The 26,789-nt window shown below is 61.1% G+C and carries 23 protein-coding genes and 1 pseudogene; 10 read left to right on the top strand and 14 right to left on the bottom strand.

Annotated features, from left to right (window positions below; translation table 11 throughout):
- Positions 1 to 286 precede the first annotated feature (286 nt).
- Together ACIPZC_RS24680 and ACIPZC_RS24675 are read left to right on the top strand one after the other, a co-directional pair.
- Positions 287 to 1,327 carry a low specificity L-threonine aldolase gene (locus ACIPZC_RS24680; protein WP_241805616.1) on the top strand — a complete coding sequence of 347 codons (1,041 nt, stop codon included), beginning with the start codon at positions 287 to 289 and terminating at the stop codon, positions 1,325 to 1,327.
- A gap of 170 nt (positions 1,328 to 1,497) precedes the next feature.
- Entirely contained in the window at positions 1,498 to 1,980 is a 483-nt protein-coding gene (locus ACIPZC_RS24675; protein WP_400630099.1) for a hypothetical protein, read from the top strand.
- Between the two features lie 103 nt (positions 1,981 to 2,083).
- Here the strand turns inward: ACIPZC_RS24675 and ACIPZC_RS24670 are convergent, their stop codons facing one another.
- From ACIPZC_RS24670 to ACIPZC_RS24660, 3 genes are all read right to left on the bottom strand, one after another.
- Entirely contained in the window at positions 2,084 to 4,021 is a 1,938-nt protein-coding gene (locus tag ACIPZC_RS24670; RefSeq protein WP_400630097.1) for a methyl-accepting chemotaxis protein, read from the bottom strand.
- A gap of 137 nt (positions 4,022 to 4,158) precedes the next feature.
- Entirely contained in the window at positions 4,159 to 4,461 is a 303-nt protein-coding gene (locus tag ACIPZC_RS24665; RefSeq protein ID WP_012316646.1) for a cell division protein ZapA, read from the bottom strand.
- Positions 4,458 to 4,688: a hypothetical protein gene (locus ACIPZC_RS24660; protein WP_012316647.1), complete on the bottom strand. Its 231-nt coding sequence runs from the start codon at positions 4,686 to 4,688 to the stop codon at positions 4,458 to 4,460. Before ACIPZC_RS24660 ends, ACIPZC_RS24665 begins: the two co-directional genes overlap by 4 nt.
- A 277-nt stretch (positions 4,689 to 4,965) precedes the next feature.
- Here ACIPZC_RS24660 and ACIPZC_RS24655 point away from each other — a divergent pair, with 277 nt between their 5' ends.
- Positions 4,966 to 6,591 carry a methyl-accepting chemotaxis protein gene (locus ACIPZC_RS24655; protein ID WP_400630094.1) on the top strand — a complete coding sequence of 542 codons (1,626 nt, stop codon included), beginning with the start codon at positions 4,966 to 4,968 and terminating at the stop codon, positions 6,589 to 6,591.
- Between the two features lie 40 nt (positions 6,592 to 6,631).
- Here the strand turns inward: ACIPZC_RS24655 and gbcB are convergent, their stop codons facing one another.
- Complete coding sequence (gbcB, locus tag ACIPZC_RS24650) at positions 6,632 to 7,732, bottom strand: glycine-betaine demethylase subunit GbcB (protein ID WP_241805610.1); 1,101 nt, start codon at positions 7,730 to 7,732, stop codon at positions 6,632 to 6,634.
- A 296-nt stretch (positions 7,733 to 8,028) separates the two neighbouring features.
- Between gbcB and gbcA the strand changes: the two genes are divergently transcribed.
- A complete protein-coding gene (gene gbcA, locus ACIPZC_RS24645; RefSeq protein ID WP_241805609.1) occupies positions 8,029 to 9,321 on the top strand; it encodes a glycine-betaine demethylase subunit GbcA in 1,293 nt (430 codons plus the stop codon).
- 82 nt (positions 9,322 to 9,403) lie between these two features.
- Here gbcA and ACIPZC_RS24640 read toward each other — a convergent pair whose 3' ends face one another.
- The 8 genes and pseudogenes from ACIPZC_RS24640 to ACIPZC_RS24605 all read right to left on the bottom strand — a co-directional run bounded on the left by ACIPZC_RS24640 (position 9,404) and on the right by ACIPZC_RS24605 (position 18,836).
- Positions 9,404 to 9,655 (bottom strand): hypothetical protein, encoded by a 252-nt coding sequence (locus ACIPZC_RS24640; RefSeq protein ID WP_400630106.1) that lies wholly within the window; start codon positions 9,653 to 9,655, stop codon positions 9,404 to 9,406.
- A gap of 315 nt (positions 9,656 to 9,970) precedes the next feature.
- Positions 9,971 to 10,261: pseudogene (locus ACIPZC_RS24635) on the bottom strand (RHS repeat-associated core domain-containing protein); the annotation flags it as partial.
- Between the two features lie 747 nt (positions 10,262 to 11,008).
- On the bottom strand, positions 11,009 to 11,779 hold the full coding sequence (locus ACIPZC_RS24630) for an electron transfer flavoprotein subunit beta (protein WP_019096849.1): 771 nt from the start codon (positions 11,777 to 11,779) through the stop codon (positions 11,009 to 11,011).
- Between the two features lie 10 nt (positions 11,780 to 11,789).
- Positions 11,790 to 13,022, bottom strand: coding sequence for an electron transfer flavoprotein subunit alpha/FixB family protein (locus ACIPZC_RS24625; RefSeq protein WP_400630091.1), 1,233 nt, complete (start codon positions 13,020 to 13,022; stop codon positions 11,790 to 11,792).
- A complete protein-coding gene (dgcB, locus tag ACIPZC_RS24620) occupies positions 13,022 to 14,974 on the bottom strand; it encodes a dimethylglycine demethylation protein DgcB (RefSeq protein WP_241805605.1) in 1,953 nt (650 codons plus the stop codon). Before dgcB ends, ACIPZC_RS24625 begins: the two co-directional genes overlap by 1 nt.
- Positions 14,975 to 15,175: 201 nt before the next feature.
- A complete protein-coding gene (gene dgcA / locus ACIPZC_RS24615) occupies positions 15,176 to 17,236 on the bottom strand; it encodes a dimethylglycine demethylation protein DgcA (protein ID WP_400630088.1) in 2,061 nt (686 codons plus the stop codon).
- Between the two features lie 15 nt (positions 17,237 to 17,251).
- The gene (locus tag ACIPZC_RS24610; protein WP_012316656.1) at positions 17,252 to 17,782 is read right to left on the bottom strand and encodes a DUF5943 domain-containing protein; all 531 of its coding nucleotides are present in this window, start codon (positions 17,780 to 17,782) and stop codon (positions 17,252 to 17,254) included.
- 76 nt (positions 17,783 to 17,858) lie between these two features.
- Positions 17,859 to 18,836, bottom strand: coding sequence for a dipeptidase (locus ACIPZC_RS24605; protein WP_003257506.1), 978 nt, complete (start codon positions 18,834 to 18,836; stop codon positions 17,859 to 17,861).
- Between the two features lie 284 nt (positions 18,837 to 19,120).
- Here ACIPZC_RS24605 and ACIPZC_RS24600 point away from each other — a divergent pair, with 284 nt between their 5' ends.
- Complete coding sequence (locus ACIPZC_RS24600) at positions 19,121 to 19,537, top strand: lysozyme inhibitor LprI family protein (RefSeq protein WP_241805600.1); 417 nt, start codon at positions 19,121 to 19,123, stop codon at positions 19,535 to 19,537.
- Between the two features lie 248 nt (positions 19,538 to 19,785).
- Here ACIPZC_RS24600 and ACIPZC_RS24595 read toward each other — a convergent pair whose 3' ends face one another.
- Positions 19,786 to 20,730, bottom strand: a complete 945-nt coding sequence (locus ACIPZC_RS24595) for a GlxA family transcriptional regulator (protein ID WP_400630085.1) — start codon at positions 20,728 to 20,730, stop codon at positions 19,786 to 19,788.
- A 146-nt stretch (positions 20,731 to 20,876) separates the two neighbouring features.
- Between ACIPZC_RS24595 and choX the strand changes: the two genes are divergently transcribed.
- The 4 genes from choX to ACIPZC_RS24575 all read left to right on the top strand — a co-directional run bounded on the left by choX (position 20,877) and on the right by ACIPZC_RS24575 (position 24,295).
- Complete coding sequence (choX, locus tag ACIPZC_RS24590; RefSeq protein ID WP_400630083.1) at positions 20,877 to 21,821, top strand: choline ABC transporter substrate-binding protein; 945 nt, start codon at positions 20,877 to 20,879, stop codon at positions 21,819 to 21,821.
- Positions 21,822 to 21,945: 124 nt separating this feature from the next.
- Positions 21,946 to 22,830 carry a 3-keto-5-aminohexanoate cleavage protein gene (locus ACIPZC_RS24585; RefSeq protein ID WP_400630081.1) on the top strand — a complete coding sequence of 295 codons (885 nt, stop codon included), beginning with the start codon at positions 21,946 to 21,948 and terminating at the stop codon, positions 22,828 to 22,830.
- A gap of 18 nt (positions 22,831 to 22,848) precedes the next feature.
- Positions 22,849 to 23,814 carry an L-carnitine dehydrogenase gene (locus ACIPZC_RS24580; protein WP_400630079.1) on the top strand — a complete coding sequence of 322 codons (966 nt, stop codon included), beginning with the start codon at positions 22,849 to 22,851 and terminating at the stop codon, positions 23,812 to 23,814.
- A gap of 10 nt (positions 23,815 to 23,824) precedes the next feature.
- Positions 23,825 to 24,295 carry a thioesterase family protein gene (locus tag ACIPZC_RS24575; RefSeq protein WP_400630077.1) on the top strand — a complete coding sequence of 157 codons (471 nt, stop codon included), beginning with the start codon at positions 23,825 to 23,827 and terminating at the stop codon, positions 24,293 to 24,295.
- A 207-nt stretch (positions 24,296 to 24,502) separates the two neighbouring features.
- On the opposite strand, the gene ACIPZC_RS24570 is transcribed toward ACIPZC_RS24575, so the two are convergent.
- A complete protein-coding gene (locus tag ACIPZC_RS24570) occupies positions 24,503 to 26,119 on the bottom strand; it encodes a reprolysin-like metallopeptidase (protein WP_400630075.1) in 1,617 nt (538 codons plus the stop codon).
- Between the two features lie 350 nt (positions 26,120 to 26,469).
- Here ACIPZC_RS24570 and ACIPZC_RS24565 point away from each other — a divergent pair, with 350 nt between their 5' ends.
- Positions 26,470 to 26,727: a hypothetical protein gene (locus ACIPZC_RS24565; RefSeq protein ID WP_039604371.1), complete on the top strand. Its 258-nt coding sequence runs from the start codon at positions 26,470 to 26,472 to the stop codon at positions 26,725 to 26,727.
- Positions 26,728 to 26,789 lie beyond the last annotated feature (62 nt).

Genomic DNA, 26,789 nt, shown 5'->3' with positions numbered 1-26,789 from the left:
GTCTCCCACAGTCTGTACTGGGTCAACAGTCAGAATCCGGCATTTAGTCCCACCACCCCTTCAAGTCTAACCATACAAGCCGGCTTGCCGGCGATGGGCTGCGCAGCAGCCCTGATCAGACTCACTGCCCCACCGCTGCCAAGGCCACTGGAGCCCCGCCAGGCAGCGCTTACCGGCGATTCGGCCGGCATGAACCCCCCGCACAAGCAACCGTGCAGAGCTTGTATAGGCAACCCCTGAATCGATGGTTTAGAGTGCTGTTCTGCTTCGTTCACAGGACCGTGTCATGACAGACAAAAGCCAACAATTCGCCAGCGACAATTATTCCGGTATCTGCCCCGAAGCCTGGGCAGCGATGGAAAAGGCCAACATCGGCCACGACCGCGCCTACGGCGACGACCAGTGGACCGAGCGCGCCGCCCAGTACTTCCGCGAGCTGTTCGAAACCGACTGCGAAGTGTTTTTCGCCTTCAACGGCACCGCCGCCAATTCCCTGGCCCTGGCCTCTTTGTGCCAGAGCTACCACAGCGTGATCTGCTCCGAGACCGCCCACGTAGAAACCGATGAATGTGGCGCGCCGGAGTTTTTCTCCAACGGCTCCAAGCTGCTCACCGCGCCCAGCGTCAACGGCAAGCTGACGCCGCAATCGATCCGTGAAGTGGCGCTCAAGCGCCAAGACATCCACTACCCCAAGCCACGTGTGGTGACCCTGACCCAGGCAACCGAAGTAGGTACCGTGTACCGCCCCGATGAGCTCAAGGCGATCAGCGCCACCTGCAAAGAGCTGGGCCTGAACCTGCACATGGACGGCGCGCGGTTCACCAATGCCTGCGCATTTCTTGGCTGCAGCCCGGCCGAGCTGACCTGGAAGGCCGGCGTGGATGTGCTGTGCTTTGGCGGCACCAAGAACGGTATGGCGGTCGGTGAGGCGATCCTGTTCTTCAACCGCGACCTGGCCGAAGACTTCGACTACCGCTGCAAGCAGGCCGGGCAGTTGGCCTCGAAAATGCGCTTTTTGTCGGCACCCTGGGTGGGGCTGCTGGAAAACGGCGCCTGGCTGCGCCATGGCAACCACGCCAACCATTGCGCGCAGCTGCTGGCGTCGTTGGTGAGTGACCTGCCGGGGGTAGAGCTGATGTTCCCGGTAGAGGCCAACGGGGTGTTCCTGCAGATGCCGGAGCCCGCGTTGGAAGCGTTGCGCGCCAGAGGCTGGCGCTTCTACACCTTCATTGGCAGCGGCGGGGCGCGGTTCATGTGTTCATGGGACACCGAAGAGGAACGGGTGCGCTCACTGGCAGCGGATATCCGTAGCGTCATCGGCGCCTGACGTAATTGCATGGCGGGCCTTACGGCCCGCCAAACCGCTTGTTCAACAACGCTTACAACAGCCTTGCACACAATGTCACCTGACAGTTCTGCCAGTTTGCAGCCCGTCACAGAGCTTTTATGTTCTTCGGGGCCACAACCCTCAGTGGCTGAGTTTTACGAGGACGTATCATGGCCACTAAAATATTGATCAACGATAACGAATTGCCAGGTATTGAAGCCGAGAACCTCAAGTACTTCCGCGCTCTCAAGCCTGGGCACTACTTTAGCCACCATGGAACCTCAGGCACCGTGGTCAAGATCTCGCAGGAACGGCTCAACGGCGACGAGAGCGTGGCAATCACGCTGGATAAATCCCAAAAGGCAAAAGTTTCAATCAGTGAAAGAACCCGGAATGCGCTCAAGGCAACCATTGAGCAACGCACTGCAAACAGCACTGAAACCATCGTGTATCTCATCACACCGCATGATGAAAGCTATGAAATTGAAGGCATTTCCGATAAATACATGCTCGTCAATTTATTGCAGGACGATAAATTAGAAATCATCAGCGACGGCGACGAACTCAAGTACTCGGTCAAAGAACAGCAGTTCGAGTATAAAGTGCTGGACAACATCTCTTGGTGGATCACTGAAACCAAAGACTCAGCATGAGCATCTTTTGGGTTAGCCGCCCACCGTACCAACGCCGCTTCCATTGGCGCCGGCACTCCGGGAGCGGCATTGGTCACGATGGACCGTAACCTGGCCTGCGTGTTTAAAGCTTGAACCCACCCATCTGCCGGGCCAGGTCATCGGCCAGCCCGCGCAACGCCTGGCACTCCTGCCGGCACCCCTGCACTTCCGCCGCGGTCTGCCTGGCCAGGTCAGAAATCCCCTGCACCGTCCGGTTGATCTCCTCGGTCACCGCCGACTGCTCTTCCGTCGCCGTGGCCACCTGGTGGTTCATGTCGCTGATGTGCTCGACCTGGTCGGTAATCGCCCCCAACGAGGCCCCGGTTCGCTGGCTCGACGCCACGCCACTCCCCGTCGCCTGCTGCCCCGCCTGCATCGACGTCACCGCCGAACCTGCGCCGTGCTTGAGGCGCTGGATCATCTGCTGAACTTCATCGGTGGACACCTGGGTACGCCGCGCCAGCGTCCGCACCTCATCGGCCACCACGGCAAAGCCGCGCCCCATCTCCCCTGCCCGCGCCGCCTCGATGGCAGCATTGAGCGCCAGAAGGTTGGTCTGCTCGGAGATGCTGCGGATCACCGCCAATACTTCATCGATGGAGGCGACTTCGTCGGCCAGTTGCGCCACCGCATCCGCCGCCTTGCCGATGTCACCCGACATACCCTCGATACCTTGGATCGACCGGCGTACCACCTCACGCGCCTGCAAGGCCTCCTCACGCGCTGACTGCGAAGCTTGCGCAGCATCGCCGGCGTTGCGGGCAATGTCCTGCACCGTAAGCCCCATTTCGTGCACGGCGGTGGCGACCATTTCGGTCATTTCCTGCTGCCGCCCGGAACGTTCGGCCGTGTTGTCCACCACCTGAGTCACCTGCTCGACCGCACGATGCAAACGCTCGGTGGTGCGCAGCACTTCGCCGATCAGGCCGCGCTGGCTGTCGAGAAATCGGTTGAATCCGCGGGCCAGTTCGCCCAGTTCGTCCTGACGCGAATCGTCGAGACGATGGCTGAGGTCGCCGCCACCACTGCCAATCTGCACCAACGCGGCAGTCACTCGGCGCACAGGCTGTACCAAGCCACGCGCCAGCACCACCACCAGCAACAGCGAAAGCAGCGCCACACCACCGCCGATCAACGTGGTAAGCCAGAGGGCCTGACGCATCTGTGCATAGATCTCTGCCTCCGGCACCTCGGCAACCAAGGTCCAGTTCAGGTCGCGCAGGGGTAAGCCCAAGGCCAGAAAGTCTTTACCATCACGCTGGAATCGGCTGGTGCGCAAACCCGGCTCACCGCTGATCACCGCCTTGGCCGCCTGTTCATCGAGCTGTTGCGCGAGCTGTCGCTTGCCGCTGAGGGCAGCGTCCGGATGCACCTGGATCAAGCCATCGTTGCGTACCAGAAACACCTTGCCGTGCTCGCCAAAGCTGAAGTCGTGGATCAGTTGTGACAACTCGGTCATGCGCAGGCCCATGCCGGCCACACCGACCAGCTTGCCGTCCTTTTCCACACGGTAATCGATGAACAGCGCCAGCTCGCCCGTGGAACCGTCGATATCGATATTGATCAGGCGCTCGGCGCCGCTGTCGATGTAGCCGTAAAACCACGTGTCTTTGGGGTTGTCGCGGCTGAGGGTGCGGTCCAAGCCATTTTCGTTGTAGTAGTGGCCGGTTTCGGTCGAGGCGAAAAGCGTGGTGAAGGCCTGGTTGCGCTGCTTGGCGGCCTGCAGGTACTCGATAAAGCGTGGCATTTCGCCGGCGTCTTCACCGGCGGCCAGCCAGTCACGCAGCAGCGTGTTGCCGGCGATGTCGGCTGCGGCGACCAGCGGCTTGCCGAGCATTCGCTCGATGTCGTTGCGGATGGCTTCGATGCTGGCCGGGAGGGCTGTGTCGACCAGATAGCGATCGGTGAGGCGGTTGAGCGCCACGGTGAAAATGATCACGACCACCAGGATGCTCGCCAGCAGTGCCGCGCCCATGCTCGCGATCAATTGCCACTGGATACTTCGACGCCAGATACCCATGCCCCTTCCTCCCCAGGAATAATTGTTTGGGGGAAAGTGTATACACTCAGGTATCCATTAATACCAGCGACCTGCGACAAGGTTGAAGACACTGCGGGGGCAGGCAAACCCGTCCCCGCAGTACTGACAGCGTGCTTTTACTGTTCGGCGATGGTCCGAACGATCGCGTCCACCGTGGCGTCGATCTGTGCCTGTGTACGCTCCAGTGTCTGCTGATGTTCCTTCTGCAGTTCAACCTGCTTGGAACACAGATTCAGGGCGGCCAGCACCAGCAGCTTGTCGCCGATCAGGGTCGGGTACGAACGTTTGGTTTCGGCAAGGGCGGTGTTGAGCATGCGTACCGCCTGCGCCAGGGTTTCTTCCTGGCCTTCGGGCGCCTTGATCGAATAGTCGTTGCCGAGGATCGACACGACATTGACCGGCTGCGCTTGCAGTCTCATGCGCCGACGACACCTGCGCTGGCGCGTTCAACCAGCGCCTGGATGCGCGCAGCGGTGGCACCGTGCTTTTCTTCCTGCTCCATCAACGACAGTTGCAGGGTTTCGTTCTCTTCCTTGGCTTGGGCCAGTTCCTGGCCAAGCGTGGTGTTCTGCTCGGTGAGTTGAGCGTTTTTCTGCATCAGGTCGCTGACCAGTTGCTCGAGTTGATTCAGGGAGGCTTCCAGCATGGGGTCTATCTCGGGTTGTTGCAAAGGGCGCACACGATAAAGAAAAGTGTGAGCACTCGCCATTAAATATCGGAATCTCAAGGTTTCTAACCCGCAGATTGACAGGGTATCGGGCGCCTTGTTCCGACTTGGGTCAACCGCCGGTCAGGTAAATGGATAGCAGGCTCACAATTTTTGCCGTTCACACTCAAGACTGGCCGGTCACGACCGATAGCCAGGCAAGTCATATTTCGTCGCAGGGAACGCGTCCACTCCTTTTGCCTGGATTCGTCCCGCCATGTCCCTACGCAACATGAATATCGCCCCCCGCGCCTTGCTCGGGTTCGCCTTGATCGGCTTGCTCATGCTCGGCCTTGGTATCTTCTCGCTCATGCAGATGGGCAACATCCGCCAGGCGGGCCTTGCCATCGAAAACATCAGCGTGCCCAGTATCAAAACCCTGGACGAGCTGACCTCGCTCAACCTGCGCCTGCGCACCCTCGCCTACCGATTGCTGCTCAACCGCGAACCGGAAGTACAGCGCGACACCCTCAACCTGTTGGACCAGCGCAACGCCGAGATCGACCGCGCTCGCCAGGCCTACCTGCCACTGATCAGCGCGGCAGACGAACAGGCTGCCTTCGACCAGTACACTGAACTGCTCAACCAGTACCGTCAGCTGGAGTCGCGCATGCGCAGCCTGAGCCAGGCCAACCGCACTGATGAACTGCGTGACCTGCTCAACCGCGACCTGCTGGCCAACTCCGAGCAAATCAACAAGGTCATGAACACCCTGGTGCGGATCAACACCGACCAGACCCGCGCGACCAACGAAACCGCCGCCAACCAGTACTCAGCGGCCTTCGTCCTGGTAGTCGGCCTGCTGGTTGCCGCAGCCGTGCTGACCTTCCTCTGCGCGTTGCTGCTGACCCGCAGCATCGTCAAACCCATCGACGCAGCCCTCCAGGCCGCCGAGCAGATTGCCGACGGTGACCTGACCCATACCATCCGCGCCGAAGGCACCGATGAGGCCGCGCGCCTGCTGCGCGCGATGGGGCGCATGCAGGAAAAATTGCGCGACACCCTGCAGCTGATCGCGGGCTCCGCTACCCAGCTGGCGTCGGCCGCCGAAGAGCTGAACGCCGTTACCGACGAGAGCGCGCGTGGCCTGCAACAGCAGAACAATGAAATCGAGCAGGCCGCCACGGCGGTGACCGAAATGACCAGCGCCGTCGAGGAAGTGGCGCGTAACGCTGTGAGCACCTCAGAAGCCTCCAGCGAGGCCAGCCGCTCGACCGGCGACGGGCGTGACCTGGTGCTGGAAACCGTAGGTGCCATCGAGCGGATGAGCGGTGATGTACAGGCCACCGCCAAACTGATCACCCATTTGGCCGAACAATCACGCGACATCGGCAAGGTACTGGATGTGATCCGTGGCCTGGCCGACCAGACCAACCTGCTGGCGCTCAATGCGGCCATCGAAGCGGCGCGTGCCGGCGAAGCGGGCCGTGGGTTTGCGGTGGTGGCGGATGAAGTGCGTGCGCTGGCACACCGTACCCAGCAGTCGACCAGCGAAATCGAACGGATGATCGGCAGCATCCAAGGCGGCACCGAACAGGCGGTCGAGTCGATGCGCACCAGCACCGAACGCGCCGAGTCGACGCTGAACATCGCCAAGGGCGCCGGTATGGCGCTGGACACCATTGCCGGGGCAGTGGCGCAGATCAATGAACGTAACCTGGTAATCGCCAGCGCGGCGGAGGAACAAGCCCAGGTAGCACGTGAGGTTGACCGCAACCTGGTGAACATCAATGACTTGTCGGTGCAGAGCGCGACCGGCGCACATCAGACCAGCGCGGCGAGCGCAGAGCTGTCGCGCCTGGCTGTGGATTTGAATGGGCTGGTGGCACGCTTTCGCACCTGACACCACCGGGGGCCGCCTTGCGGCCCCAGCAATTACCGGATCAGTAATCGATCCGCACGTCCCCTTTGGGTACGCTGCAGCACGACAGGATATAGCCCTCGGCTTCATCTTCCTCGGTAATCCCGCCGTTGTGCTCCATCTCCACCTCGCCACCCAGCTTGAGCACCTTGCAGGTCCCGCAGATGCCCATGCCGCAAGCTTTGGGGATCATCAGCCCGACCTTGGCCGCCGCCGCATGCACGGTCTCGCCAGGAACGACCCGGATGCTCTTCTCGCTGCCGATGAACTCCACCAGGTTCAGCTCGGACACGTCCACTTCCGGCGCATCGGCCGCCTGCTCGGCATGCTCCACGGCATCGGCCTTGGCCTCTGCCGGCGTCGCGCCGAACGACTCCTCGTGGTAGTTCTTCATGTCGAAGCCGACCGCCTCGAGCATGCGCTTGACCGCAGTCATGTAGGGCGTCGGGCCGCAGCAGAACACCTCGCGCTCCATGTAATCGGGCGCGATCAGTTCCATCAGCCGTTGGTTCAGATAGCCGCGATAACCCGCCCAAGGCTCACCCAGGCCGTGCTTCTCGCAAATGATGTGCAGGCTGAAGTTGGGGATGCGGGACGCCATCTGCTCCAGTTCGCGGTGGTAGATGATGTCCTTGGGGGAGCGGGCGCTGTGCACGAACACCATGTCGACATTGGCATTGGTGTCGTAGAACCAGCGGGCCATGGACATCACCGGCGTGATACCGACACCGCCAGAGAGGTACAGCACCTTGGCAGCCGGGAAGTCGATGGCGTTGAACAGCCCCACCGGGCCGTGCACAGGCACTTCAAAGCCTTCGTGCATGGTGTCGTGCAGGTAGTTGGACACATGCCCGCCTGGCACCCGCTTGACGGTGATCGAAAAGCTGTAGGGCACCGACGGCGAACTGGAGATGGTGTAGGAGCGCATCACCGGCTTGCCTTCGATCTCCAGTTCCAGGGTGACGAACTGCCCAGGCTTGAAGAAGAACATGATCGGCTGGTCGGCCATGAAGCAGAAGGTGCGCACGTCCCAGGTCTCCTGGATGACCTTGACGCAACGCACGATGTGGCGGCCATTGGCCCAGGTCTGGGTGGTGACCGGATTGAGGAAAGTATCGGACATGTTCATCTCCAGCGGCCGACTAATGGCCCTTTTCATGGCTGCGATAATGCGCAAGCTGAAGGCGTCGCACATTCCTGCCTGCGACATCGGCGTGCTTATCGCGACCAGCCCCGTGCTACAAGGGCTGGCGCGTCGTAATTCAAATCGGCCATGTCGCCCATGGATACGGTTCGCGGCGTCTTCGGACGCACACTCCACGGCAAAAGAACCTGCTGTTTTTTCACAGATGCTCTTGCGGCACCACAACAACGATTAGCCACCTTTTGCCGGCCGCATACGGCCCCGAGGATTACACGATGGACGTCACCGCAACCCTGAGCCTGGGCGATCCACTGGAAGCTGCACGCAAGGCCACCGCCGAGATGCTGCAGACCCGCGAGCGCACCTACTCGCTGCCCCAGCCGTTCTACACCGACGAGCGTCTGTTCCAGATCGACATGCAGGAGATCTTCCACAAGGAATGGCTGATTGCCGGCATGACGTGCGAAATCCCGGCCAAGGGCAACTACATCACCCTGCAGATCGGCAAGAACCCGATCATCGTGGTGCGCGGAAGCGAAGGTAAGGTGCATGCCTTCCACAACGTCTGCCGCCATCGTGGCTCGCGCCTGTGCGTCAACGAGAAAGGCAAAGTGGCAAAGCTGGTCTGCCATTACCACCAGTGGACGTATGAACTGGACGGTCGCCTGCTGTTCGCAGGTACTGAAATGGGCGCCGACTTCGACATGAAAGAGTACGGCCTCAAGCCTGTGAACGTAAAAGTCGCCGGTGGCTACATCTTCATCAGCCTGGCGGAAAACCCACCTGCGATCGACGAGTTCCTGGCCACCCTGGACCACTACATGGAACCGTATGACATGGAGAACACCAAGGTGGCAGTGCAAACCACCTTGATGGAAAAGGCCAACTGGAAGCTGGTGCTGGAAAACAACCGCGAGTGCTACCACTGTTCCGGCTCGCACCCGGAGTTGCTGCAAACCCTGCTGGAGTGGGACGACACCAACGATCCGCGCGCCAGCCAGGAATTCAAGGACCACGTGGCGGCCTCGGCCGCCGCTTGGGAAGCCGAGAAGATCCCGTATCTGCACAAGAGCCATGGCCTGCGTAACCGCATCGTGCGCATGCCGCTGCTCAAGGGCACCGTGTCGATGACCATGGACGGCAAACAGGCGTGCCAGAAACTGATGGGCCGCATCAAGAACCCGGACCTCGGCTCGATGCGCATCCTGCACCTGCCACACTCGTGGAACCACTGCATGGGCGACCACATGATCGTGTTCACCGTATGGCCGATCAGCGCCCAGGAGACCATGGTCACCACCAAGTGGCTGGTGCACAAGGATGCCGTGGAAGGCGTGGACTACGACCCTGAACGCATGCGCAAGGTGTGGGATGCCACCAACGACCAGGACCGCCGCCTGGCCGAAGAAAACCAGCGCGGTATCAACTCGACGGCGTATCAGCCGGGGCCCTACTCGAAGACTTACGAGTTTGGTGTGGTGAACTTCATTGACTGGTACAGCGACCGCGTATTGGCCAATTTGGGCGCAGAGCCTGCTCCCTACCTGAAAGAGGTGAAGGCGCAGTGAGTATTCAGCGTTAGCCTGACGCGCTCCACTCGCCTGACGAGTAGGAGCGCGTCGGCCGACGCTTGGACACCAGGGCCTGACGCTACACGGTGACGCTGTGCGGGGTTGGGCGCATTGACCTTATCCTTTCCGCCGCTGCTGAAATCCTTTCCGCTGCTGCTGAAAGCCCCCGGCCCACGGTAGCGAACATTTCGTCCACCATCGTCACATCCATGAAAGTCTCCAGAGCGACACTGGGAATTTCAAATGGGTTTACTCTCAAGTAACTCACCACCTCACGGGCTGCAGCAAAGTTACCTGTCAAACCGCCGCTCAGGTTGGTGACTGAATTCACCACGCTAAACACATCTGTCGCTGTCTGGAAGGCAGGCGTTACCCCACTGATCGCAGCCGTCAACTGCCCAGCGACCCCAGCGCTCCCAGTCAGGAAAAACTGCTGATTCGAGATTCTGGATAGCTGATGCAGCTCCTGATGGCCTACGGAGCGCCCGGGCTCGCTAGCTTGCGCAGCGTTATGCCTGGCCCGGAAAGCCACCCTGCGCCCCACTACATTCCTGGCCGTACGCGCCAACGAGCCCAACAACGTAGCACCGCTGGACGCCACGCCAATGGCTCTGAACACGACGCCCCAGAACGCCCCGCTTGGGTCATGGCGATTCACGGGATCGCCGCCACAATAGGCGTATGCATGGATACCTCCCTTGCCGAACGGGCTTAGCGGGTCAGCGCTGATAAACCGCCTCAGGCTCGGACTGTAGAAGCGGCGACCATTGCCCAGGGCATAACAGCCTGTGAGCGGATCCGGGCGCTGACCACAGAAACCCAGCCCTGGTATCAGTGCGGTACCTGAGGCGCCATAAGGCGAATAAGCGAGCGCCTCGTGCCCCCCCCTACCCAATACAGAGCGCTGGCGGTCGACGCTTAGCAGTAATGTCTTCATGGTTATCCACAATTCACAGAACGTGTGGTCAGGATAATGAGGGACGTTGTATTTGCGTACTGGCAAAAATGACAGGCCGGCAACTGGTCACTATTCAACCAATCCTATCAAGGCCCCACGCTTTCTGGGCTACAGCGATGTTCATACACCTTGTCCACAGAGACACCAACAGAGTTTGTGAGCAAAAAGCGGCAATACAGCTTCGCTTCTGTGGATAAGCGATTCAAGGCCCTGATAATCATGGATCAGGAGACACTCGCCGCCCATTTGATCATTTTGTAATCAATTCCTCACAAGCCACGACCTGCGCGGCTTCCAAGTAGTACCGGACAGCTTATCCACAGACCCGCCAACAGCGATTGTGGGCAAAACCACCCGGAGATAGGCTATCAGCGTTTGATTAACCCGGCTAAGACCTGATCAATTTATGATCAAAGTTCTGCAAGCCCCTATATGTATAGCCTCCAGCCATGCACCAACACTTTATCCACACCTTGGCGAACAGATTCCGTGAGCAAAAAAAAAGTTGCACCCGATGGTTGGGCCAGTTTCGCCAAAGCCAGCGGTGGAGTGGGGAACAGGATGGACTTATGCACAGGCAGAAGGTGCATGCAGCAGATCAGAAGTTGGGGGAGCGGGGTTGCCCTGCGAAGCAGCCGCGGTGCATGGCACCGGGTGCGCCTGTGCGCGCGGGGCAAGGCCGCCCCCACAGCGTGAGGGCGGCCTTGGCGGCGAGCCTGTAGGGCTTCAGCGCAGCACGCCCTCTTCCACCAGCAGCTTGAGGATGGCCTCGGCGCCTTCCTGTGGCGAAACATCCTTCAGCACCTTGCCGCCACCACCACTGGCCTTGGCGGTCGCAGCCTTCATGCGGTCGGCGCCGCTCTTGGCCTTGATCACCTTGAGCCGCTTGGGCCGTGGCCGTGCCGGCTGCAACTCGGCCTCGGCCAGCAGATCATCCTCGACGATCGCCACATTGCGCGCCGCCAGCACACCCCGGCGCGCCGGCCCGAATGCGCTCTGGCGCGGCTTGGGCGCGGCGTTATCCACAGTCGCCAGCAACGGCAGGCGCACTTTCAGCCGGCGCCGCTGACCACGCGGCAGCGCCTGCAATACCTGGGCGGTGCCGTTTTCAATCGACTCCACCTCGGCCAGCCCCACGATCAATGGCCAGCCAAGCTTTTCGGCCAACAGGAAGGGCAACATGCCCGAGCCCTCACCCGTCTCGGCCTGGCTGCCGGTCAGCACCAGCTGTGCCCCGGCGTCGCGCAGGTAATCGCCCAGCACGCCCAGCACATCGGCTCCGGCGGGCTGCTCCAGCACATCCAGGTGATCCAGGCCCATGCCCAGGTAGGCGCGCAATGCTTCTTCCTGTGGGTCGCCAGCATGCACCACCTGCAAGTTATCCCCAGCCAGCTGCAAACCCAGTTCCACCGCGCGCGCATCCTGCTCAGCGCGCCGGGCGCGGCCGGAGCTTGGGTGGGCCCCGATGGAAACCAGGCTGATCACTTTCGTACTCATGCTCGTGCCCTTATGCCGCGTCGCGCTGGCCGCCGCTGCGGTAGTTGTCCACAGCCTCGATCAGTGCCTTGAGAATCGCCGAGCTGTCGCCAATCACCGACAGGTCGGCCCGTTTGATCATGTCGCAGCCCGGGTCCATGTTGATCGCCACCACCTTGTCGCAAGCGCCGATGCCCTGCAGGTGCTGGATCGCGCCCGAGATACCCACCGCCACGTAGACCCGTGCGGTGACCCAGGTACCGGTAGCACCCACCTGGCGGTTACGCGGCATGAAGCCGTCGTCCACTGCCACGCGCGAGGCGCCTTCGGTAGCGCCGAGGGCTGCGGTCGCCTTGTGGTACAGGTCCCAGTCTTTGACGCCATTACCGCCCGATACGATGAACTCGGATTCGGCCATGGCAATGGTGGCCGGGTCCACGGCCACCGAGCCGAGGTCCTCGATACGCGACAGGCTGCGTGCAACGCTTGTGGACAACTCCACTGGCAGCGCTTCATGGCGGGTTTCGCTGACAGGTTCGGCACATTCCGCCGCAGCCAGGATCAACCGTGGCATGGCGCGTTGCAGGTCCTGCTGGCCCGCGCCGGCACGGCCGATGCACTGGCCGTCCTTGACCTGCCAAACCCGCGTCGCCGGGCGCTCGCCCAAGGCAGCAGCGAAGCGCCGGCCCAGTTCGCCACCACCGGTGCGGCTATCGGGCAACAGCCAGTGGCGTGGCGTGAACTGGTTATCCACAGCCCGCAGCCCTTGCACCAGTTGCTCAGGTGCATAGCCTTCGAACGCGTCACCTTCCATAACCAGCAGGCGATCGACACCAGCTGTGGAAAACGTGCTTTCCTTGTGCTCGCCAAACACCACGGCCAACACCGCGCCATCGCTGCCGGCCAGGCTATGGGCCAGGCCGAGCAAGTCGCGGTCGTGGCTGCTCAGGCGGCCACCGACCATGTCGGGCACCACGGCGATGTAGAACGCAGGCGCTGCAACCTGATGCAGCGGCAATTGCACTTCGGCCGGCGCGCTACGCCGCCCGCCGCCCCCGGTGCCCTGTTGGGCACCGCTGCGGTCGATACGCTTGAGCCCATTGGGGCCGATGAAACCGGCGGCGATGGCATGCGGATTTTTGCGCGTGAGGCCACTGGGCCCCATCCAGCGAGTCTGTTGCGTCTGTAGCGCCGCATGCAGCGGGTGCAGGCGGTTACGGGCGATCCACTCGGCGCGTGGGTCGCGGCGGATGATGTCGCTCATCAGTGCACCTCCGCAGGTTCACGTTCAACCGTTAGCGACTTTGGGGCCGCGGGCGTTTCCTCTTCGATCAGCACATCGGCTACCAACTCGGCGAGGTCCTTGATCTGTGGGCGCGGTTCGACCACCCCTTCGAGCATCGCAGTGCACTGTGGGCAGCCGACCGCCACCAGTTCAGCCTGGGTCTCGCGGATGTCATCCATGCGCATGTCGGGAATACGCTGCTTACCCGGGATGTCGGTGATCGGCGCACCGCCACCACCGCCACAGCAGCGGGAACGGAACCCCGAGCGCTGCATTTCGCGCACTTCGATGCCCAGCGCCTGCAACACTTGGCGCGGGGCCTCGTATTCGCCGTTGTAGCGGCCCAGGTAGCACGGATCGTGATAGGTGACGCTGCCGCCCTTGTGCTGCCCGAGGTTGAGCTTCCCGGCTGCGATCAGTTCGGCGATGTAGGTGCTGTGGTGCTGCACCGGGTAGTCGCCGCCCAGTGCGCCGTACTCGTTCTTCAGCACATGGAAGCTGTGCGGATCGCAGGTGACGATGCGCTGGAACTTGTACTTGGCCAGGGTCTGGATATTGCGTTTGGCCAGTTGCTGGAAGGTCGCTTCGTCACCCAGGCGGCGCGCCACGTCGCCGCTGTCACGTTCTTCCAGGCCGAGCACGGCAAAGTCCACGCCCGAGGCCTTGAGTACTTTGACGAACGAACGCAGGGTGCGCTGGTTGCGCATGTCGAACGCGCCGTCACCTACCCAGAACAGCACTTCGGTGGTTTTCACGTCAGACAGCAGGTTCAGGTTCAGGTCTGCCGCCCAGTTCATCCGGCCCCCAGGGGCGAAACCGCCCGGGTTGTCGGTAGCGATCAGGTTGTCCAGCACCTCGGCGCCCTTGTTTGGGGTCGCGCCCTTTTCCAGGGTGAGGTGGCGGCGCATGTCGACGATGGCATCGACGTGCTCGATCATCATCGGGCATTCCTCGACGCAGGCACGGCAGGTGGTGCACGACCATAGGGTTTCGGCGTCGACCAGGCCATTGACGATCGGTTGGTGTGGATTACCGCCGTGTTCACCGATCGGCTTGCCAGGGTACGGGCTGCCGGCGAACGTGGCGTCGGTGCCACCGGCCAGGCCGATGACCATGTCCTGAATGAGTTTTTTCGGGTTCAGCGGCTGGCCGGCGGCGAACGCCGGGCACATCGCCTCACATTTGCCGCATTGCACGCAGGCGTCGAAACCCAGCAGCTGGTTCCAGGTGAAGTCCACCGGCTTTTCCACGCCCAGCGGGGCATTGCGGTCTTCCAGGTCCAGCGGTTTCAGGCCGGTCGAGCGGCCACCGCCAAAGCGTTCGGCGCGGCGGTGCCAAGCCAGGTGCAGGGCGCCGGCGAAGGCGTGTTTCATCGGGCCGCCCCAGGTCATGCCGAAGAACAGCTCCGACACGCCCCACAGCACGCCCAGGCCAAGTATCGCGACCATCACCCAGCCGCCCGTGTTGGCCGGCAGGATGCCGGCTACCGGCAAGGTAGCAATGAAGAAGCTTGCGGCGAACACCAGCAGGCTTTTCGGCAGGCGCATCCACGGGCCTTTGGACAGGCGCGATGGCGGGTTGAGCCGGCGTTTGAAGACGAAGATGGCACCGGTGAACATGATCACGGTGGCCACCAGCAAGGCGTAGCCAAGGATCTTGCTCTGCAGGCCAAAGCCGTGCACTAGGATTGCCAGCACCGCCGACAGCACAAAGCCGCCCGCAGTGGCCACGTGGGTCTTGGACATGTACTTGTCGCGCTCGACCACGTGGTGCAGGTCCACGAGGTAGCGGCGCGGCATGGCCAGCAGGCCGCCGAGAAGATCGACCTTGGAGGCTCGGCCACGCCGCCACATGCGCACCCGGCGCAGGGCGCCGAGCACCGCCAGGCCAAGGGCAGCGAACAGCAGGATGGGTAATAGGGTGTTCAACATGGCAGGCACCTTTTTCAGCTGCAAGCTGCAAGCCGCAAGCTGCAAGCAGAAGCCCAGGGAGCTTCTGCCTACCGCTTGTACCTTGCAGATCACCTCTGCGTTACAGAGTCATTCCCAAGCAACTCTCAAGACTTCAGTTGCAAGCGAAGGCGACAACGATGGCTTCTTCTTGCAGCTTGCCGCTTGAAGCTTGCCGCTGCTTCAGAAGTCCTTGCACAGCCGCAAGGCGTCGTAGATCGCCGCATGCACGTTGCGCTGGGCCACGCAGTCGCCGATGCGGTACAGCAGGTAACCTTCGCCCGGCTGGCTGAGGATCGGCTGTGGCTTGATGGCGAACAGCGCCTCCACATCGATCTGGCCCTTGTTGCGCGAGCCTTCCTTGAGCGCGTAGTACAGTGCTTCGTCAGGACGCACACCGTTCTCGACCACCACTTGGTCGACCACGCGTTCTTCCTTGGCGCCGGTGTATTCGTTCTCCAGCACCGCCACCAGCTTGTCGCCTTCGCGGTAGACCTTTTCCAGCATCATGTCGCCGGTCATGATCACTTCTTTGGGGTACATGCTGCGGTAGTAGGTCGGGAAGGTCGTGCCGCCCATGGCCACGCCCGGCTTGATGTCGTCGGTGACGATTTCGACCTGGCTGCCCTTGTCGGCGATGAAGTCGGCCACCGACATACCGGTGAATTCGCAGATGGTGTCGTACACCAGCACGTTCTTGCCCGGCGCGACCTTGCCGTCGAGCACGTCCCAGCTGCTGACCACCAAGCCTTCGGCAGCGCCCCAGTGCTCGTTCTGCTCCAGGAACGAGTGCCCGCCTACTGCCAGCACGATCACGTCCGGGCGCAGGTCCTCGATGGTGGCCACATCAGCGGCAGTGCCCAGGCGCAGGTCGACCTTCAGGCGCGCCAGCTCCAACTGGTACCAGCGGGTGATACCGGCAATCTGGTCACGCTGCGGCGCCTTGGCGGCGATGGTGATCTGCCCGCCGATCTGGTCCTTCTTCTCGAACAGGGTCACGTCGTGGCCGCGTTCGGCTGCCACGCGGGCTGCCTCCATACCGGCCGGGCCGGCACCGACTACCACCACCTTGCGCTTGACGCCGGTGGTCTTCTCGATGATGTGCGGCACGCCCATGTATTCACGGGAGGTCGCAGCGTTCTGGATGCACAGCACATCCAGGCCCTGGTACTGCCGGTCGATGCAATAGTTGGCACCGACGCACTGCTTGATCTGGTCGATCTGCCCCATCTTGATCTTGGCGATCAGGTGCGGGTCAGCGATGTGCGCACGGGTCATGCCGACCATGTCCACGTAGCCGCCTTCGAGAATGCGCGTGGCCTGGTTCGGGTCTTTGATGTTCTGCGCGTGCAGCACCGGGACCTTGACCACTTCCTTGATGCCGGCAGCCAGGTGCAGGAACGGCTCTGGCGGGTAGCTCATGTTGGGGATGACGTTGGCCAGGGTGTTGTGGGTATCGCAACCCGAGCCGACCACGCCGATGAAGTCGATCATGCCGGTAGCGTCGTAGTAGGCGGCGATCTGCTTCATGTCCTCGTGGCTGAGGCCATCGGGGTGGAACTCGTCACCACAGATACGCATGCCCACGCAGAAGTCATCGCCGACTTCGGCGCGCACCGCCTTGAGCACTTCCAGGCCGAACTTCATGCGGCCTTCGAAGGTGCCGCCCCACTCGTCAGTACGTTTGTTGACCCGCGGGCTCCAGAACTGGTCGATCATGTGCTGGTGCACAGCGGACAATTCGATACCGTCCAGGCCGCCCTCTTTTGCGCGCCGCGCAGCTTGCGCGTAGTTGCCGATCACCCGCCAGATCTCTTCCACCTCGATGGTCTTGCAGGTGGCGCGGTGCACGGGCTCACGGATGCCGGAAGGCGACATCAGGGTCGGCCAGTTGAAACCGTCCCAGCGCGAGCGGCGACCCATGTGGGTAATCTGGATCATGATCTTGGCGCCATGCTTGTGCATGGCGTCGGCCAGGTTCTGGAAGTGCGGGATGATGCGGTCGGTCGACAGGTTGACCGATGACCACCATTCCTGCGGGCTGTCGATGGCCACCACCGACGAGCCGCCGCAGATCGCCAGGCCGATGCCGCCCTTGGCCTTTTCTTCGTAATACTTCACATAGCGGTCGGTAGTCATGCCGCCGTCAGTGGCGTAGACCTCGGCGTGCGCGGTGCTGAGCACGCGGTTGCGGATGGTCAGTTTGCCGATCTGGATCGGCTGGAACATTGCTTCGAATGCCATGACGCTATCTCCGGCTTACAACGGCTTTGTAACGAACAGGCCATCTTCGTGGCCTTCTTCCGACCCGCCGTAGACCTGCTCGGCCACGGTGCGGATCGAGCTGCCACGGGCAGCGAGAATCTGGTCCATTGCGCCGGCGAACCAGCCGGTGAACATGTAGTCGACCTTACGGCCGCACTTGCCATACACGTACACGAACGCCGAGTGCTTGAGCTTGACGCTGCAGGTGCCTTTGTCCAGGTCGATGTCCTGGATTTCGAACAGGCCCCAGCCACGCTGGGACAGGCGCTTCATGTAGTGCTCGAACACCGCCACGCCTTCCAGGCCATGGCACTCGGCTTCTTTTTCACACCAGTGCCAGGCCGACTTGTAGCCAGCCTTGTAGAGGATCTCGGCGTAGGCGTCGGCGCCCAGCACTTCCTCGATACCCATGTGGTTGTTGACGAAGAAATGGCGCGGCACATACAGCATCGGCAGGGCGTCGCTGGTCCAGACACCGGTTTCGCTGTCGACTTCGATTGGCAATTGCGGGGCGATCTTGGCCATGGAAACTCAACTCCATAAAAATTTTGTGTGATTGCCCCGACGTTGCTGGCCGGGGCCTTGAGGCTTGGAGAGCGGCTTACTCGCCCCAGACGTCCTTGAGGACATTTACCCAGTTCTCGCCCATGATCTTGCGCACCACACGCTCGGAGTGGCCGCGCTTGAGCAAGGTCTCGGTGAGGTTGGGGAACTCGCCGACGGTGCGGATGCCCAGCGGGTTGATGATCTTGCCGAAATTGGTCAGGCGGCGGGCGTAACCCTTGTCGTGGGTCAGGTACTCGAAGAAGTCCTGGCCGTGGCCCTGGGTGAAGTCGGTGCCGATACCGATGGCGTCTTCACCGACGATGTTCATGGTGTACTCGATGGCTTCGGCGTAGTCGTCGATGGTGGAGTCGATGCCCTTGGCCAGGAACGGTGCGAACATGGTCACGCCGACAAAACCGCCATGGTCGGCGATGAACTTGAGCTCCTCGTCCGACTTGTTGCGCGGGTGCTCCTTGAGGCCCGAGGGCAGGCAGTGGGAGTAGCAGACTGGCTTTTTCGACTCCAGGATGACCTCTTCGGAGGTCTTGGAGCCAACGTGGGACAGGTCGCACATGATGCCCACGCGATTCATCTCGGCGACGATTTCGCGACCGAAACCCGACAGCCCGCCATCACGCTCGTAGCAGCCTGTACCGACCAGGTTCTGGGTGTTGTAGCACATCTGCACGATGCCAACGCCCAGCTGCTTGAACACATCCACGTAGGCGATCTGGTCCTCGAAGGCGTGAGCATTCTGGAAGCCGAAGAGGATCCCGGTCTTGCCCAGTTCCTTGGCCTTGCGGATGTCGGCGGTGGTGCGCACCGGCATCACCAGGTCGCTGTTGTCGCGGATAAGCTTCTGGCTCGCAGCGATGTTGTCGACGGTGGCCTTGAAGCCTTCCCAGACCGACACCGTGCAGTTGGCTGCGGTCAGCCCGCCTTTGCGCATATCCTCGAACAGTTCGCGGTTCCACTTGGCGATGATCAAACCGTCGATGACGATGCTGTCGGCGTGAAGCTCGGCTGGGCTCATCAGGCTGTCCCCTTTTATTGAGTGGGTTCGCACCGAACGTTGTGCCGGCGCTTTGGGGCCAGCATATGCCTGTGTCCGCGGGCGCCCCGATGCAAAAACGACAGGGGGTTTGCCGAAAGCGTCAATGCGCGACATGGCGGGTCTGGGACGCCGTCAGGGGATGCGAGACAGTCTCGATAACGACCCTTTTCGGCCGTTGCATGAACATTTGCCCGGGGAGCTATCGCCGAGCCTGCGCCTGAGCGAGAATCTCGGCGATTCAACAGCCTGTTGAGGAGAAACGGATGAAATCAATGGCATGGCTGGTGCTGCTGGCCTTCATGAGCGGGGCCCAGGCCGGTGAGGAAGAAAGCACGCCTTGCGACAATGTCGACACCGACCAGCAGACGTTCGCCTGCGCGGAATTCAACAAGCAGACCGCCGAACGTGAACTGAACTCAGCCTATGACGACATGGTGCAGCGGATGCTCGATCAGTATGGTGATGACGCCGGCCTGCAGTCGCAGATTGAGTCTGCCAGAAAGGTCTGGGCTCAATTGCGCGATGCCGATTGCAAAATCGAAACCCACGGTGAGCGAGCGGGTAGCAAGGCGTTCCAGATAGCGTGGAATAGCTGTATTGCGCAGCGTAGCGATGAGCGATCGGAGTATTTGCGCAGCCTGGGCTCGCAAAACAGTGATGAACCAGCCCCTGAGGATTGATCAGGCACGCGTGCGTGAACGATCAACGCCATAGGAACCCTATGCTGCTGATCAAGCCCTGCTTTCTCGCGAGTGCGTCCAGAGGCTGCAAACGCCAAGCCTGGTGTTGCTCAACCCTGATGCTTGAGCGCTCCCGATCCGTCTCCCCCCCCTGGGCGGAAATTGATCGGGGCTCCTGTTTGCCCTGCTGAGCCCCCCATTCGTGCACCTCTTGGAGATGATCCTTCCACGGCATCACGCAGGTGTAGTCAAACCGCCCTGATAAGCCGATCTTCCCTTGGGCACAGTTCGTACCGCGCCCGGTAGCAACGAGTGAAGTACGAAGCCGATTCAAACCCACACGCCACCGCCACCTCCAACACACTCATGTCAGTCTGGCGTAGCAACTGCCGCGCCTTGTCCAACCGCAAACGCAGATAAAACCCACTCGGCGTGTCATCCAGATGCAAGCGGAACAGCCGCTCCAGCTGCCGCCGCGTCACCTGCACCGCATCGGCAAGCACTTGGGTATTGAGTGGCTGCTCGGTGTTGCGCTCCATCTCCCCGATCACCTTCACCAGCTTCTTGTTGCTGATGCCATAGCGGCTGGCGATCTGCATGCGCTGGTGGTCCTGGCGCGGGCGGATTCGCCCGAGTACGAACTGCTCGGACACCTGCACGGCCAGCTCACTGCCATGCGCTTGGGCAATCAGGTCGAGCATCAGGTCGATGGAGGCGGTGCCGCCCGCGCACGTGATGCGCCGACGGTCGATCTCGAACAGCTCCTGGGTCGCATGCAAGCGAGGGTAGCGCTCTTTGAAGGCGTCCAGCGCTTCCCAATGCAACGTAGCGCGGTGGCCGTCGAGCAGGCCCGCTTCGGCGAGCACCACGGGGCCGGTATCGATGCCGCCGAGAATCACGCCTTCGTGATCGAGGCGGCGCAACGCCTGCTGCAGCGCCGGGCCGTAGCACCGCAACGGCTCGAAGCCGGCGACGATCAACAGTATTGCACCCGCCTCCCCTTCCCCCAGCGCACCATCGGCATTCACCGACATGCCGTTACTGGCCTCCACTGCGCCGCCATCCAGGCTCAACACACGCCAGCGGTACGAAGGCCCTTTGAACCGGTTGGCCACGCGCAGCGGCTCCAGGGCACTGATGAAGCCCATGGCCGAGAACCCCGGCAGCAGCAGGAAATGGATCAGTTGCGGCATTGCGTGCTCCACGTCGCAGGTGGTCGCTTCCGTGCAAATGTTGGTCGCCAGGGTGCGATTTTCCACCCTGCCGCCAGCGTAGCGTATTCACACGGTCCGCAGAGGCCGCCCTCAATAACAATATGCACTGCCGATGGAGAGCCACCATGCACAGCTTGATCCGCCGCAGCCTGTTGTCCCTTGCCCTGAGCAGCATCGTTGTCACACCGCTTTTCGCCGCCGAACCTGCGGCCTGCAAGAACGTGCGCCTTGGCGTGGTCAACTGGACCGACGTCATCGCCACCAGCGCCATGGCGCAAGTGTTGCTCGACGGCCTGGGCTACCAGACCAAACAGACCAGCGCCTCGCAGCAGATCATCTTCGCCGGCATCCGCGACAAGCGCCTGGACATGTTCCTGGGTTACTGGAACCCGATCATGACCCAGACCATTACACCGTTCATCGATGCCGGGCAGGTCAAGGTGCTCGACCAACCGAGCCTGGAGGATGCCAGGGCCACCTTGGCCGTACCTAAGTACCTGGCCGACAAAGGTCTGAAAAGCTTCGCAGATATCCACAAGTTCGAGAAAGCGCTGGGCGGCAAGATCTACGGTATCGAACCCGGGTCCGGCGCCAACACCCAGATCAAGGCGATGATCGCCAAGAACCAGTTCGGCCTGGGCAAGTTCCAACTGGTCGAGTCCAGCGAGGCCGGCATGCTCGCCGCAGTCGACCGCGCCGTGCGCCGCAAGCAGGCGGTGGTGTTCTTCGGCTGGGCGCCGCACCCGATGAACGTGAACATCGACATGGTCTACCTGGGCGACAGCCAGGATGCCCTGGGCCCTGACGAGGGCCGCGCCACGGTGTGGACCGTCACCGCGCCGGACTACGCCCAACGCTGCCCCAACGCCCATCGCCTGCTGGCCAACCTGAAATTCAGCGCCGAAGACGAGAGCCGCATGATGCAGCCGCTGCTCGACCACAAGGACGCCCTGGATTCAGCGCGCCAATGGCTCAAGGACCACCCCGAGGACAAGGCGCGCTGGCTTGAAGGGGTCACCACCTTCGATGGCAAGCCTGCGGCGGACAACCTCAAGCTTACCGCCAACTGACAGGGCCTGATCGCCCGCAAACCGGCTCCCCCAGCGTCATCTCCCACCAGGGTTCACCGCGAACCTTGTGGGAGCCGGCTTGCCGGCGATTGGGCCACCACAGACCAGAATAAGGAACCCAACCATGAACCACGACGTCATCATCACCTGCGCCCTCACCGGCGCCGGCGACACAGTCGCCAAGAGCCACCTGGTCCCGGTCACCCCAAAGCAGATCGCCGAGGCCGCCGTCGAGGCCGCCAAAGCCGGCGCCACCGTGGTCCACTGCCATGTCCGTGACCCGCAAACCGGCCGTTTCAGCCGCGACGTGAACCTGTACCGCGAGGTCATGGAGCGCATCCGCGAAGCCGACGTGGACATCATCGTCAACCTCACCGCCGGCATGGGTGGCGACCTGGAAATCGGCCCGGGCGAGTCGCCCATGGCGTTCGGCCCCGGCACCGACCTGATCGGCCCGCTGGAGCGCCTGGCCCACGTCGAAGCCCTGCTGCCGGAGATCTGCACGCTCGATTGCGGCACCCTCAACTTCGGCGACGGCAACGCCATCTATGTTTCCACGCCGGCGCAATTGCGCGCCGGCGCCAAACGCATCACCGAGCTGGGCGTGAAGGCCGAGCTGGAAATCTTCGACACCGGCCACCTGTGGTTCGCCAAACAGATGATCAAGGAAGGCCTGCTGGACGACCCGCTGTTCCAGCTGTGCCTGGGCATCCCATGGGGCGCGCCGGCCGATACCACCACCATGAAGGCGATGGTCGACAACCTGCCAGCCAATGTCACTTGGGCCGGCTTCGGCATCGGCCGCATGCAAATGCCGATGGCTGCGCAGGCCGTGCTGCTGGGCGGCAACGTGCGGGTCGGCCTGGAAGACAACCTGTACCTGGACCGCGGCGTGCTGGCCAGCAACGGCCAGCTGGTGGAACGCGCTGCCGAGATCATTACCCGCATGGGCGGCCGTGTACTCAGCCCGGCAGAAGGCCGGGAAAAAATGAACCTCAAGCGCCGCTGATTCCTTCAGGAGACCGATATGCCTTTCATCACCGAGATAAAGACCTTTGCCGCCCTGGGTAGCGGCGTGATCGGCAGCGGCTGGGTCGCCCGCGCCCTCGCCCACGGCCTGGACGTGGTGGCCTGGGACCCGGCTCCCGGCGCCGAACAGGCACTGCGCAAGCGTATCGCCAACGCCTGGCCAGCGCTCGAAAAGCAAGGCCTGGCCGAAGATGCCTCCCAGAGCCGGCTGACGTTCGTCAGCACCATCGAAGCATGCGTGCGCAACGCCGACTTCATCCAGGAAAGCGCGCCAGAGCGGCTGGACCTCAAACTCGACCTGCACGCCAGAATCAGCGCCGCAGCCAAGCCTGACGCGATCATCGGTTCAAGCACCTCGGGCCTGCTGCCCAGCGAGTTCTACGAGTCGTCCACTCATCCTGAACGCTGCGTCGTCGGCCACCCGTTCAACCCGGTGTACCTGCTGCCGCTGGTCGAGATCGTAGGCGGTTCCCGCACTTCACCCGATGCCATTGAAGCCGCCAAAACCATCTACACCGCACTCGGCATGCGCCCACTGCACGTGCGCAAGGAAGTGCCAGGCTTCATCGCCGACCGCCTGCTCGAAGCGCTGTGGCGCGAGGCGCTGCACCTGGTCAACGACGGTGTGGCGACCACCGGTGAGATCGACGATGCCATCCGCTTCGGCGCCGGCCTGCGCTGGTCGTTCATGGGTACCTTCCTCACCTACACCCTGGCCGGTGGCGATGCCGGTATGCGCCACTTCATGTCGCAGTTCGGCCCTGCCCTGAAGCTGCCCTGGACCTACCTGCCAGCGCCGGAGCTGACCGACAAGCTGATCGACGATGTGGTGGACGGCACCTCCGAGCAACTGGGCGAGCGCAGCATCGCCGCGCTGGAGTGCTATCGTGATGACACCCTGCTGGCAGTGCTGGAGGCGGTGAAGACCAGCAAAGCCACACACGGCATGGCCTTTGGCGATTGAGGAGCAAGCGATGCCCGCACTGATCACCTACCGCACCCCAGTCCAGGAGGACTGGGTCGACTACAACGGGCATCTGCGCGATGCCTTCTACATGCTCATTTTCAGCTACGCCACCGACGCGCTGATGGAGCGCATTGGCCTGGATACCGATAGCCGTGGGCAAAGCGGTAACTCGCTGTTCACCCTGGAAGCGCATATCAACTACCTGCACGAGGTGAAACTCGGTACCGAGGTGTGGGTACAGACGCACATCCTAGGCTTTGATCGTAAGCGTCTGCACGTTTATCACAGCCTGCACAGAGGGGGGTTCGAAGACGTGCTGGCCGCCAGTGAGCAGATGCTGCTGCATGTGGACTTGGCCGGGCCTAAATCTGCGCCATTTACCCAGAAGACCGAGGCGGCTCTGCAAAGTATCCTGGATTCACAGATGGACTTGGCGTCACCCGAGCACGTTGCCAGAGTGATGCGTCTTGCCCGGTAGAGGAGTCGCCAGGTATTCAGCGGCTCGCATGAATACCTGGCAATGTCCAGTACTGCAAAATCACCTACCGGAAGATTGACCCCTGCTCCAGCAGCAACGTATTGATATCGTCCACAAGTACGCCAATTTTTGATGTATTCGCCCGCACAAACATTATCTATCAAAGTGGCGTTCCTGTTTGGTTTTTGTCGCAATCTCCTGAAGCATCTATTTATTTGGTGGGCCTTCGTCGGTGACGGCGAGTCTGACCATGGTCGTGCCGAACAAATTTGGAAATCTTGCAAGGCCTTCCGGAAGACTTCCTGGGGCAGAATACCGTAAGTTGGGGACATCAAAATCGCCGACGTAGGTCCCAAAAAATCCATTTGGAACTGCCCCTTTTTGCCCTTCAAGATACAAATAGTATCTAAGATCACCTCTAAAACCACTGACTTTCATCGACCTGACTTCATCGCGTGCCGCCACACAGGGATGACTGTCATTAAAAGAGTAATAGTGACCTACTTCCGCCGTGAAGGAACATATTTGGCTTTGATAATTTTCCCCTTTGTATAGCGTTATCGTGACAGCTGTGTAGTTTTCATAGAAATTCGCCACCGTTTCTCGGCGGTCATTGAAGCGGCGCGCGACATCATTGTGGGTGACAGTCCCCATCGGCTGGCTCTGATAAGTAAGGCGGGGGTTGGAATGAAAAGCGATTTCCGGGCAGCTTGTCCCACACCCATATGACATTATCGTGCGGAACCGGGGATCTTCCGGATGGCGATAACCATAGTCGTAGCTCGATTTTTCACCTTCGTTATTATGGTCCGCACCCAAATTATGTCCTAACTCGTGCGCCAAAGAGCCATAGCAATTGACGGTGGAAAAAGCGCTGCTTTTGGAACTATCTATAAACGCGTAGCCGCAATATTCGTTGTTTACAATGAGCATGCTGACGAGATCGGCGCGCACGTCCTCCCTGACCGTGTGTATTGTAGCGCCTAGGGCAGGACCGTTGTTTTTCATATCGTATAATATCGTCTTAGTATCTTTTGATCCCTCATCGTAACTCGCGGGGAAAAAGCCGGCATTTTCGTAACGCGCATTGACTTGGCTGTTTTCCAAGTATTGATTAGCGTCCTGCAATGCCAGAAGCGTTTTCTCATGGAAGTCAGGGTATCTCTCGCGTAGCTGGTTGGTGGTAACAAAAAGTACGCGAATCACACTCTGGGCAGGGCTAGGTTCCCGGAGTAAGACCGGCTCTACAACATCCACCTGTTCACGTATTGGCTCGGCTTCTTTGGGAAGTTTTGATTCGTCGATCTTTACCAGTACATGCTGCTTGCCCTCTATCGGCTCGATGCGATAAGGCTGGCCACCGAAGGTCAGGTTGGCCCAAATCTTCTCACCGTTACGCACGACGGATAGATAGTAAAGTGGGTCGACAGGGATTTCAGCAGTAGAGCCCGTTTTGCTCTTCCAATCATTGGGACGGTAGCCGACCCACCCGTCGATGTTTTCAAAAACAGCTCCAGCTCGACGTTGATTGAACTGCACGGCGTTGCCACCAGGCACGCTCACCGTCAGCGTTTTTATGTGCGCATCGAGCGAATGTGGATTGGCGTTTATCAATGTCACCTGCTCAGCCGCCGGATCTTCCAATAATCTGGCCAACTTCCCGGTGGCGGTGGCCTTCAACGTGTCGCGCGCCGGCGTAGCCTGTAGCTGGTACAAAGGCCCAGCCGTAGCTGAAGCCAAACCTGGCTCCAACGCCTTACAACCACCTGCGCTGACTAACGTCAGCACTAGCAAATATCTGAAAAAAAGTCGTACCGTGACCATCGCTGTTGACTCCCTGTGGTTTCCCCGCAGTGGACCCAATCGCTGATGAGCAGACAACTGGCAAAAATGCCAGGTCTGGCATGAACCAAAAAAATTGCCCCGGAAAGCCGTGAGCATCCGGGGCCAAGAGCGAGCAACATCCACTGTGCATGAAGAAGGTGACCAAACCCTCCGTTGCGGTAGATGGCGTGAGTGTGCGCAGTTGCGACCCGGCGAATTTAGCCGTAAACGACCTGTTGTTAGCCAAAGCAGCCATGCCGGTATTCTGTTGTTGCGGGTATGTCGCACTCGTCACAGAATCAGTCGTAAATCACAGCAGCACTCTCTTAGCGATAAAAGGGACAACAGCCATGATGCATGCGGATTTGATTGATCAGGACGACCTCGCCGGCCAACTGCGCGCGCGCGGGTTCGATATCCCAGCCGGGGCCAGTGCCGAGCAGGCCTGCGAGGCGGTGGTGCGCGGGTTGACCGAGCCCAATGCGCGGGCACTCAAGGGCATGGTCGAGCAGATGTATACCGGCAGTGCGACGATTCTGCCGGCGGTGCGCCAGGCCATCGACAAGCAGTTGTTGCCGGCGCTTGCGAGTTTCAACAAGCGGGCCTGATTCATGTTTTCTGTACTGGCCCTATCGACGGCAATCCAAGTCCCACAGTGATCACACAAAAC

Source organism: Pseudomonas sp. NPDC089743 (assembly GCF_044748785.1).
Classification (GTDB): Bacteria; Pseudomonadota; Gammaproteobacteria; order Pseudomonadales; family Pseudomonadaceae; genus Aquipseudomonas; species Aquipseudomonas putida_X.
This window is presented reverse-complemented; position numbering and strand designations above follow the sequence as displayed.

Bases quoted from the DNA above. Each gene is read 5' to 3' on its own strand.
- ACIPZC_RS24605 (WP_003257506.1), bottom strand. From the start codon at position 18,836: ATGAGCCCAGCCGAGCTTCACGCCGACAGCATCGTCATCGACGGTTTG.
- ACIPZC_RS24665 (WP_012316646.1), bottom strand. From the start codon at position 4,461: ATGAGACTGCAAGCGCAGCCGGTCAATGTCGTGTCGATCCTCGGCAAC.
- ACIPZC_RS24680 (WP_241805616.1), top strand. From the start codon at position 287: ATGACAGACAAAAGCCAACAATTCGCCAGCGACAATTATTCCGGTATC.
- dgcA (WP_400630088.1), bottom strand. From the start codon at position 17,236: ATGGCATTCGAAGCAATGTTCCAGCCGATCCAGATCGGCAAACTGACC.
- ACIPZC_RS24580 (WP_400630079.1), top strand. From the start codon at position 22,849: ATGCCTTTCATCACCGAGATAAAGACCTTTGCCGCCCTGGGTAGCGGC.
- ACIPZC_RS24670 (WP_400630097.1), bottom strand. From the start codon at position 4,021: ATGGGTATCTGGCGTCGAAGTATCCAGTGGCAATTGATCGCGAGCATG.
- ACIPZC_RS24570 (WP_400630075.1), bottom strand. From the start codon at position 26,119: ATGGTCACGGTACGACTTTTTTTCAGATATTTGCTAGTGCTGACGTTA.
- ACIPZC_RS24575 (WP_400630077.1), top strand. From the start codon at position 23,825: ATGCCCGCACTGATCACCTACCGCACCCCAGTCCAGGAGGACTGGGTC.
- ACIPZC_RS24660 (WP_012316647.1), bottom strand. From the start codon at position 4,688: ATGCTGGAAGCCTCCCTGAATCAACTCGAGCAACTGGTCAGCGACCTG.
- ACIPZC_RS24610 (WP_012316656.1), bottom strand. From the start codon at position 17,782: ATGGCCAAGATCGCCCCGCAATTGCCAATCGAAGTCGACAGCGAAACC.
- ACIPZC_RS24600 (WP_241805600.1), top strand. From the start codon at position 19,121: ATGAAATCAATGGCATGGCTGGTGCTGCTGGCCTTCATGAGCGGGGCC.
- ACIPZC_RS24585 (WP_400630081.1), top strand. From the start codon at position 21,946: ATGAACCACGACGTCATCATCACCTGCGCCCTCACCGGCGCCGGCGAC.
- gbcB (WP_241805610.1), bottom strand. From the start codon at position 7,732: ATGTCCGATACTTTCCTCAATCCGGTCACCACCCAGACCTGGGCCAAT.
- choX (WP_400630083.1), top strand. From the start codon at position 20,877: ATGCACAGCTTGATCCGCCGCAGCCTGTTGTCCCTTGCCCTGAGCAGC.
- dgcB (WP_241805605.1), bottom strand. From the start codon at position 14,974: ATGTTGAACACCCTATTACCCATCCTGCTGTTCGCTGCCCTTGGCCTG.
- ACIPZC_RS24625 (WP_400630091.1), bottom strand. From the start codon at position 13,022: ATGAGCGACATCATCCGCCGCGACCCACGCGCCGAGTGGATCGCCCGT.
- ACIPZC_RS24675 (WP_400630099.1), top strand. From the start codon at position 1,498: ATGGCCACTAAAATATTGATCAACGATAACGAATTGCCAGGTATTGAA.
- ACIPZC_RS24655 (WP_400630094.1), top strand. From the start codon at position 4,966: ATGTCCCTACGCAACATGAATATCGCCCCCCGCGCCTTGCTCGGGTTC.
- ACIPZC_RS24565 (WP_039604371.1), top strand. From the start codon at position 26,470: ATGATGCATGCGGATTTGATTGATCAGGACGACCTCGCCGGCCAACTG.
- ACIPZC_RS24630 (WP_019096849.1), bottom strand. From the start codon at position 11,779: ATGAGTACGAAAGTGATCAGCCTGGTTTCCATCGGGGCCCACCCAAGC.
- gbcA (WP_241805609.1), top strand. From the start codon at position 8,029: ATGGACGTCACCGCAACCCTGAGCCTGGGCGATCCACTGGAAGCTGCA.
- ACIPZC_RS24595 (WP_400630085.1), bottom strand. From the start codon at position 20,730: ATGCCGCAACTGATCCATTTCCTGCTGCTGCCGGGGTTCTCGGCCATG.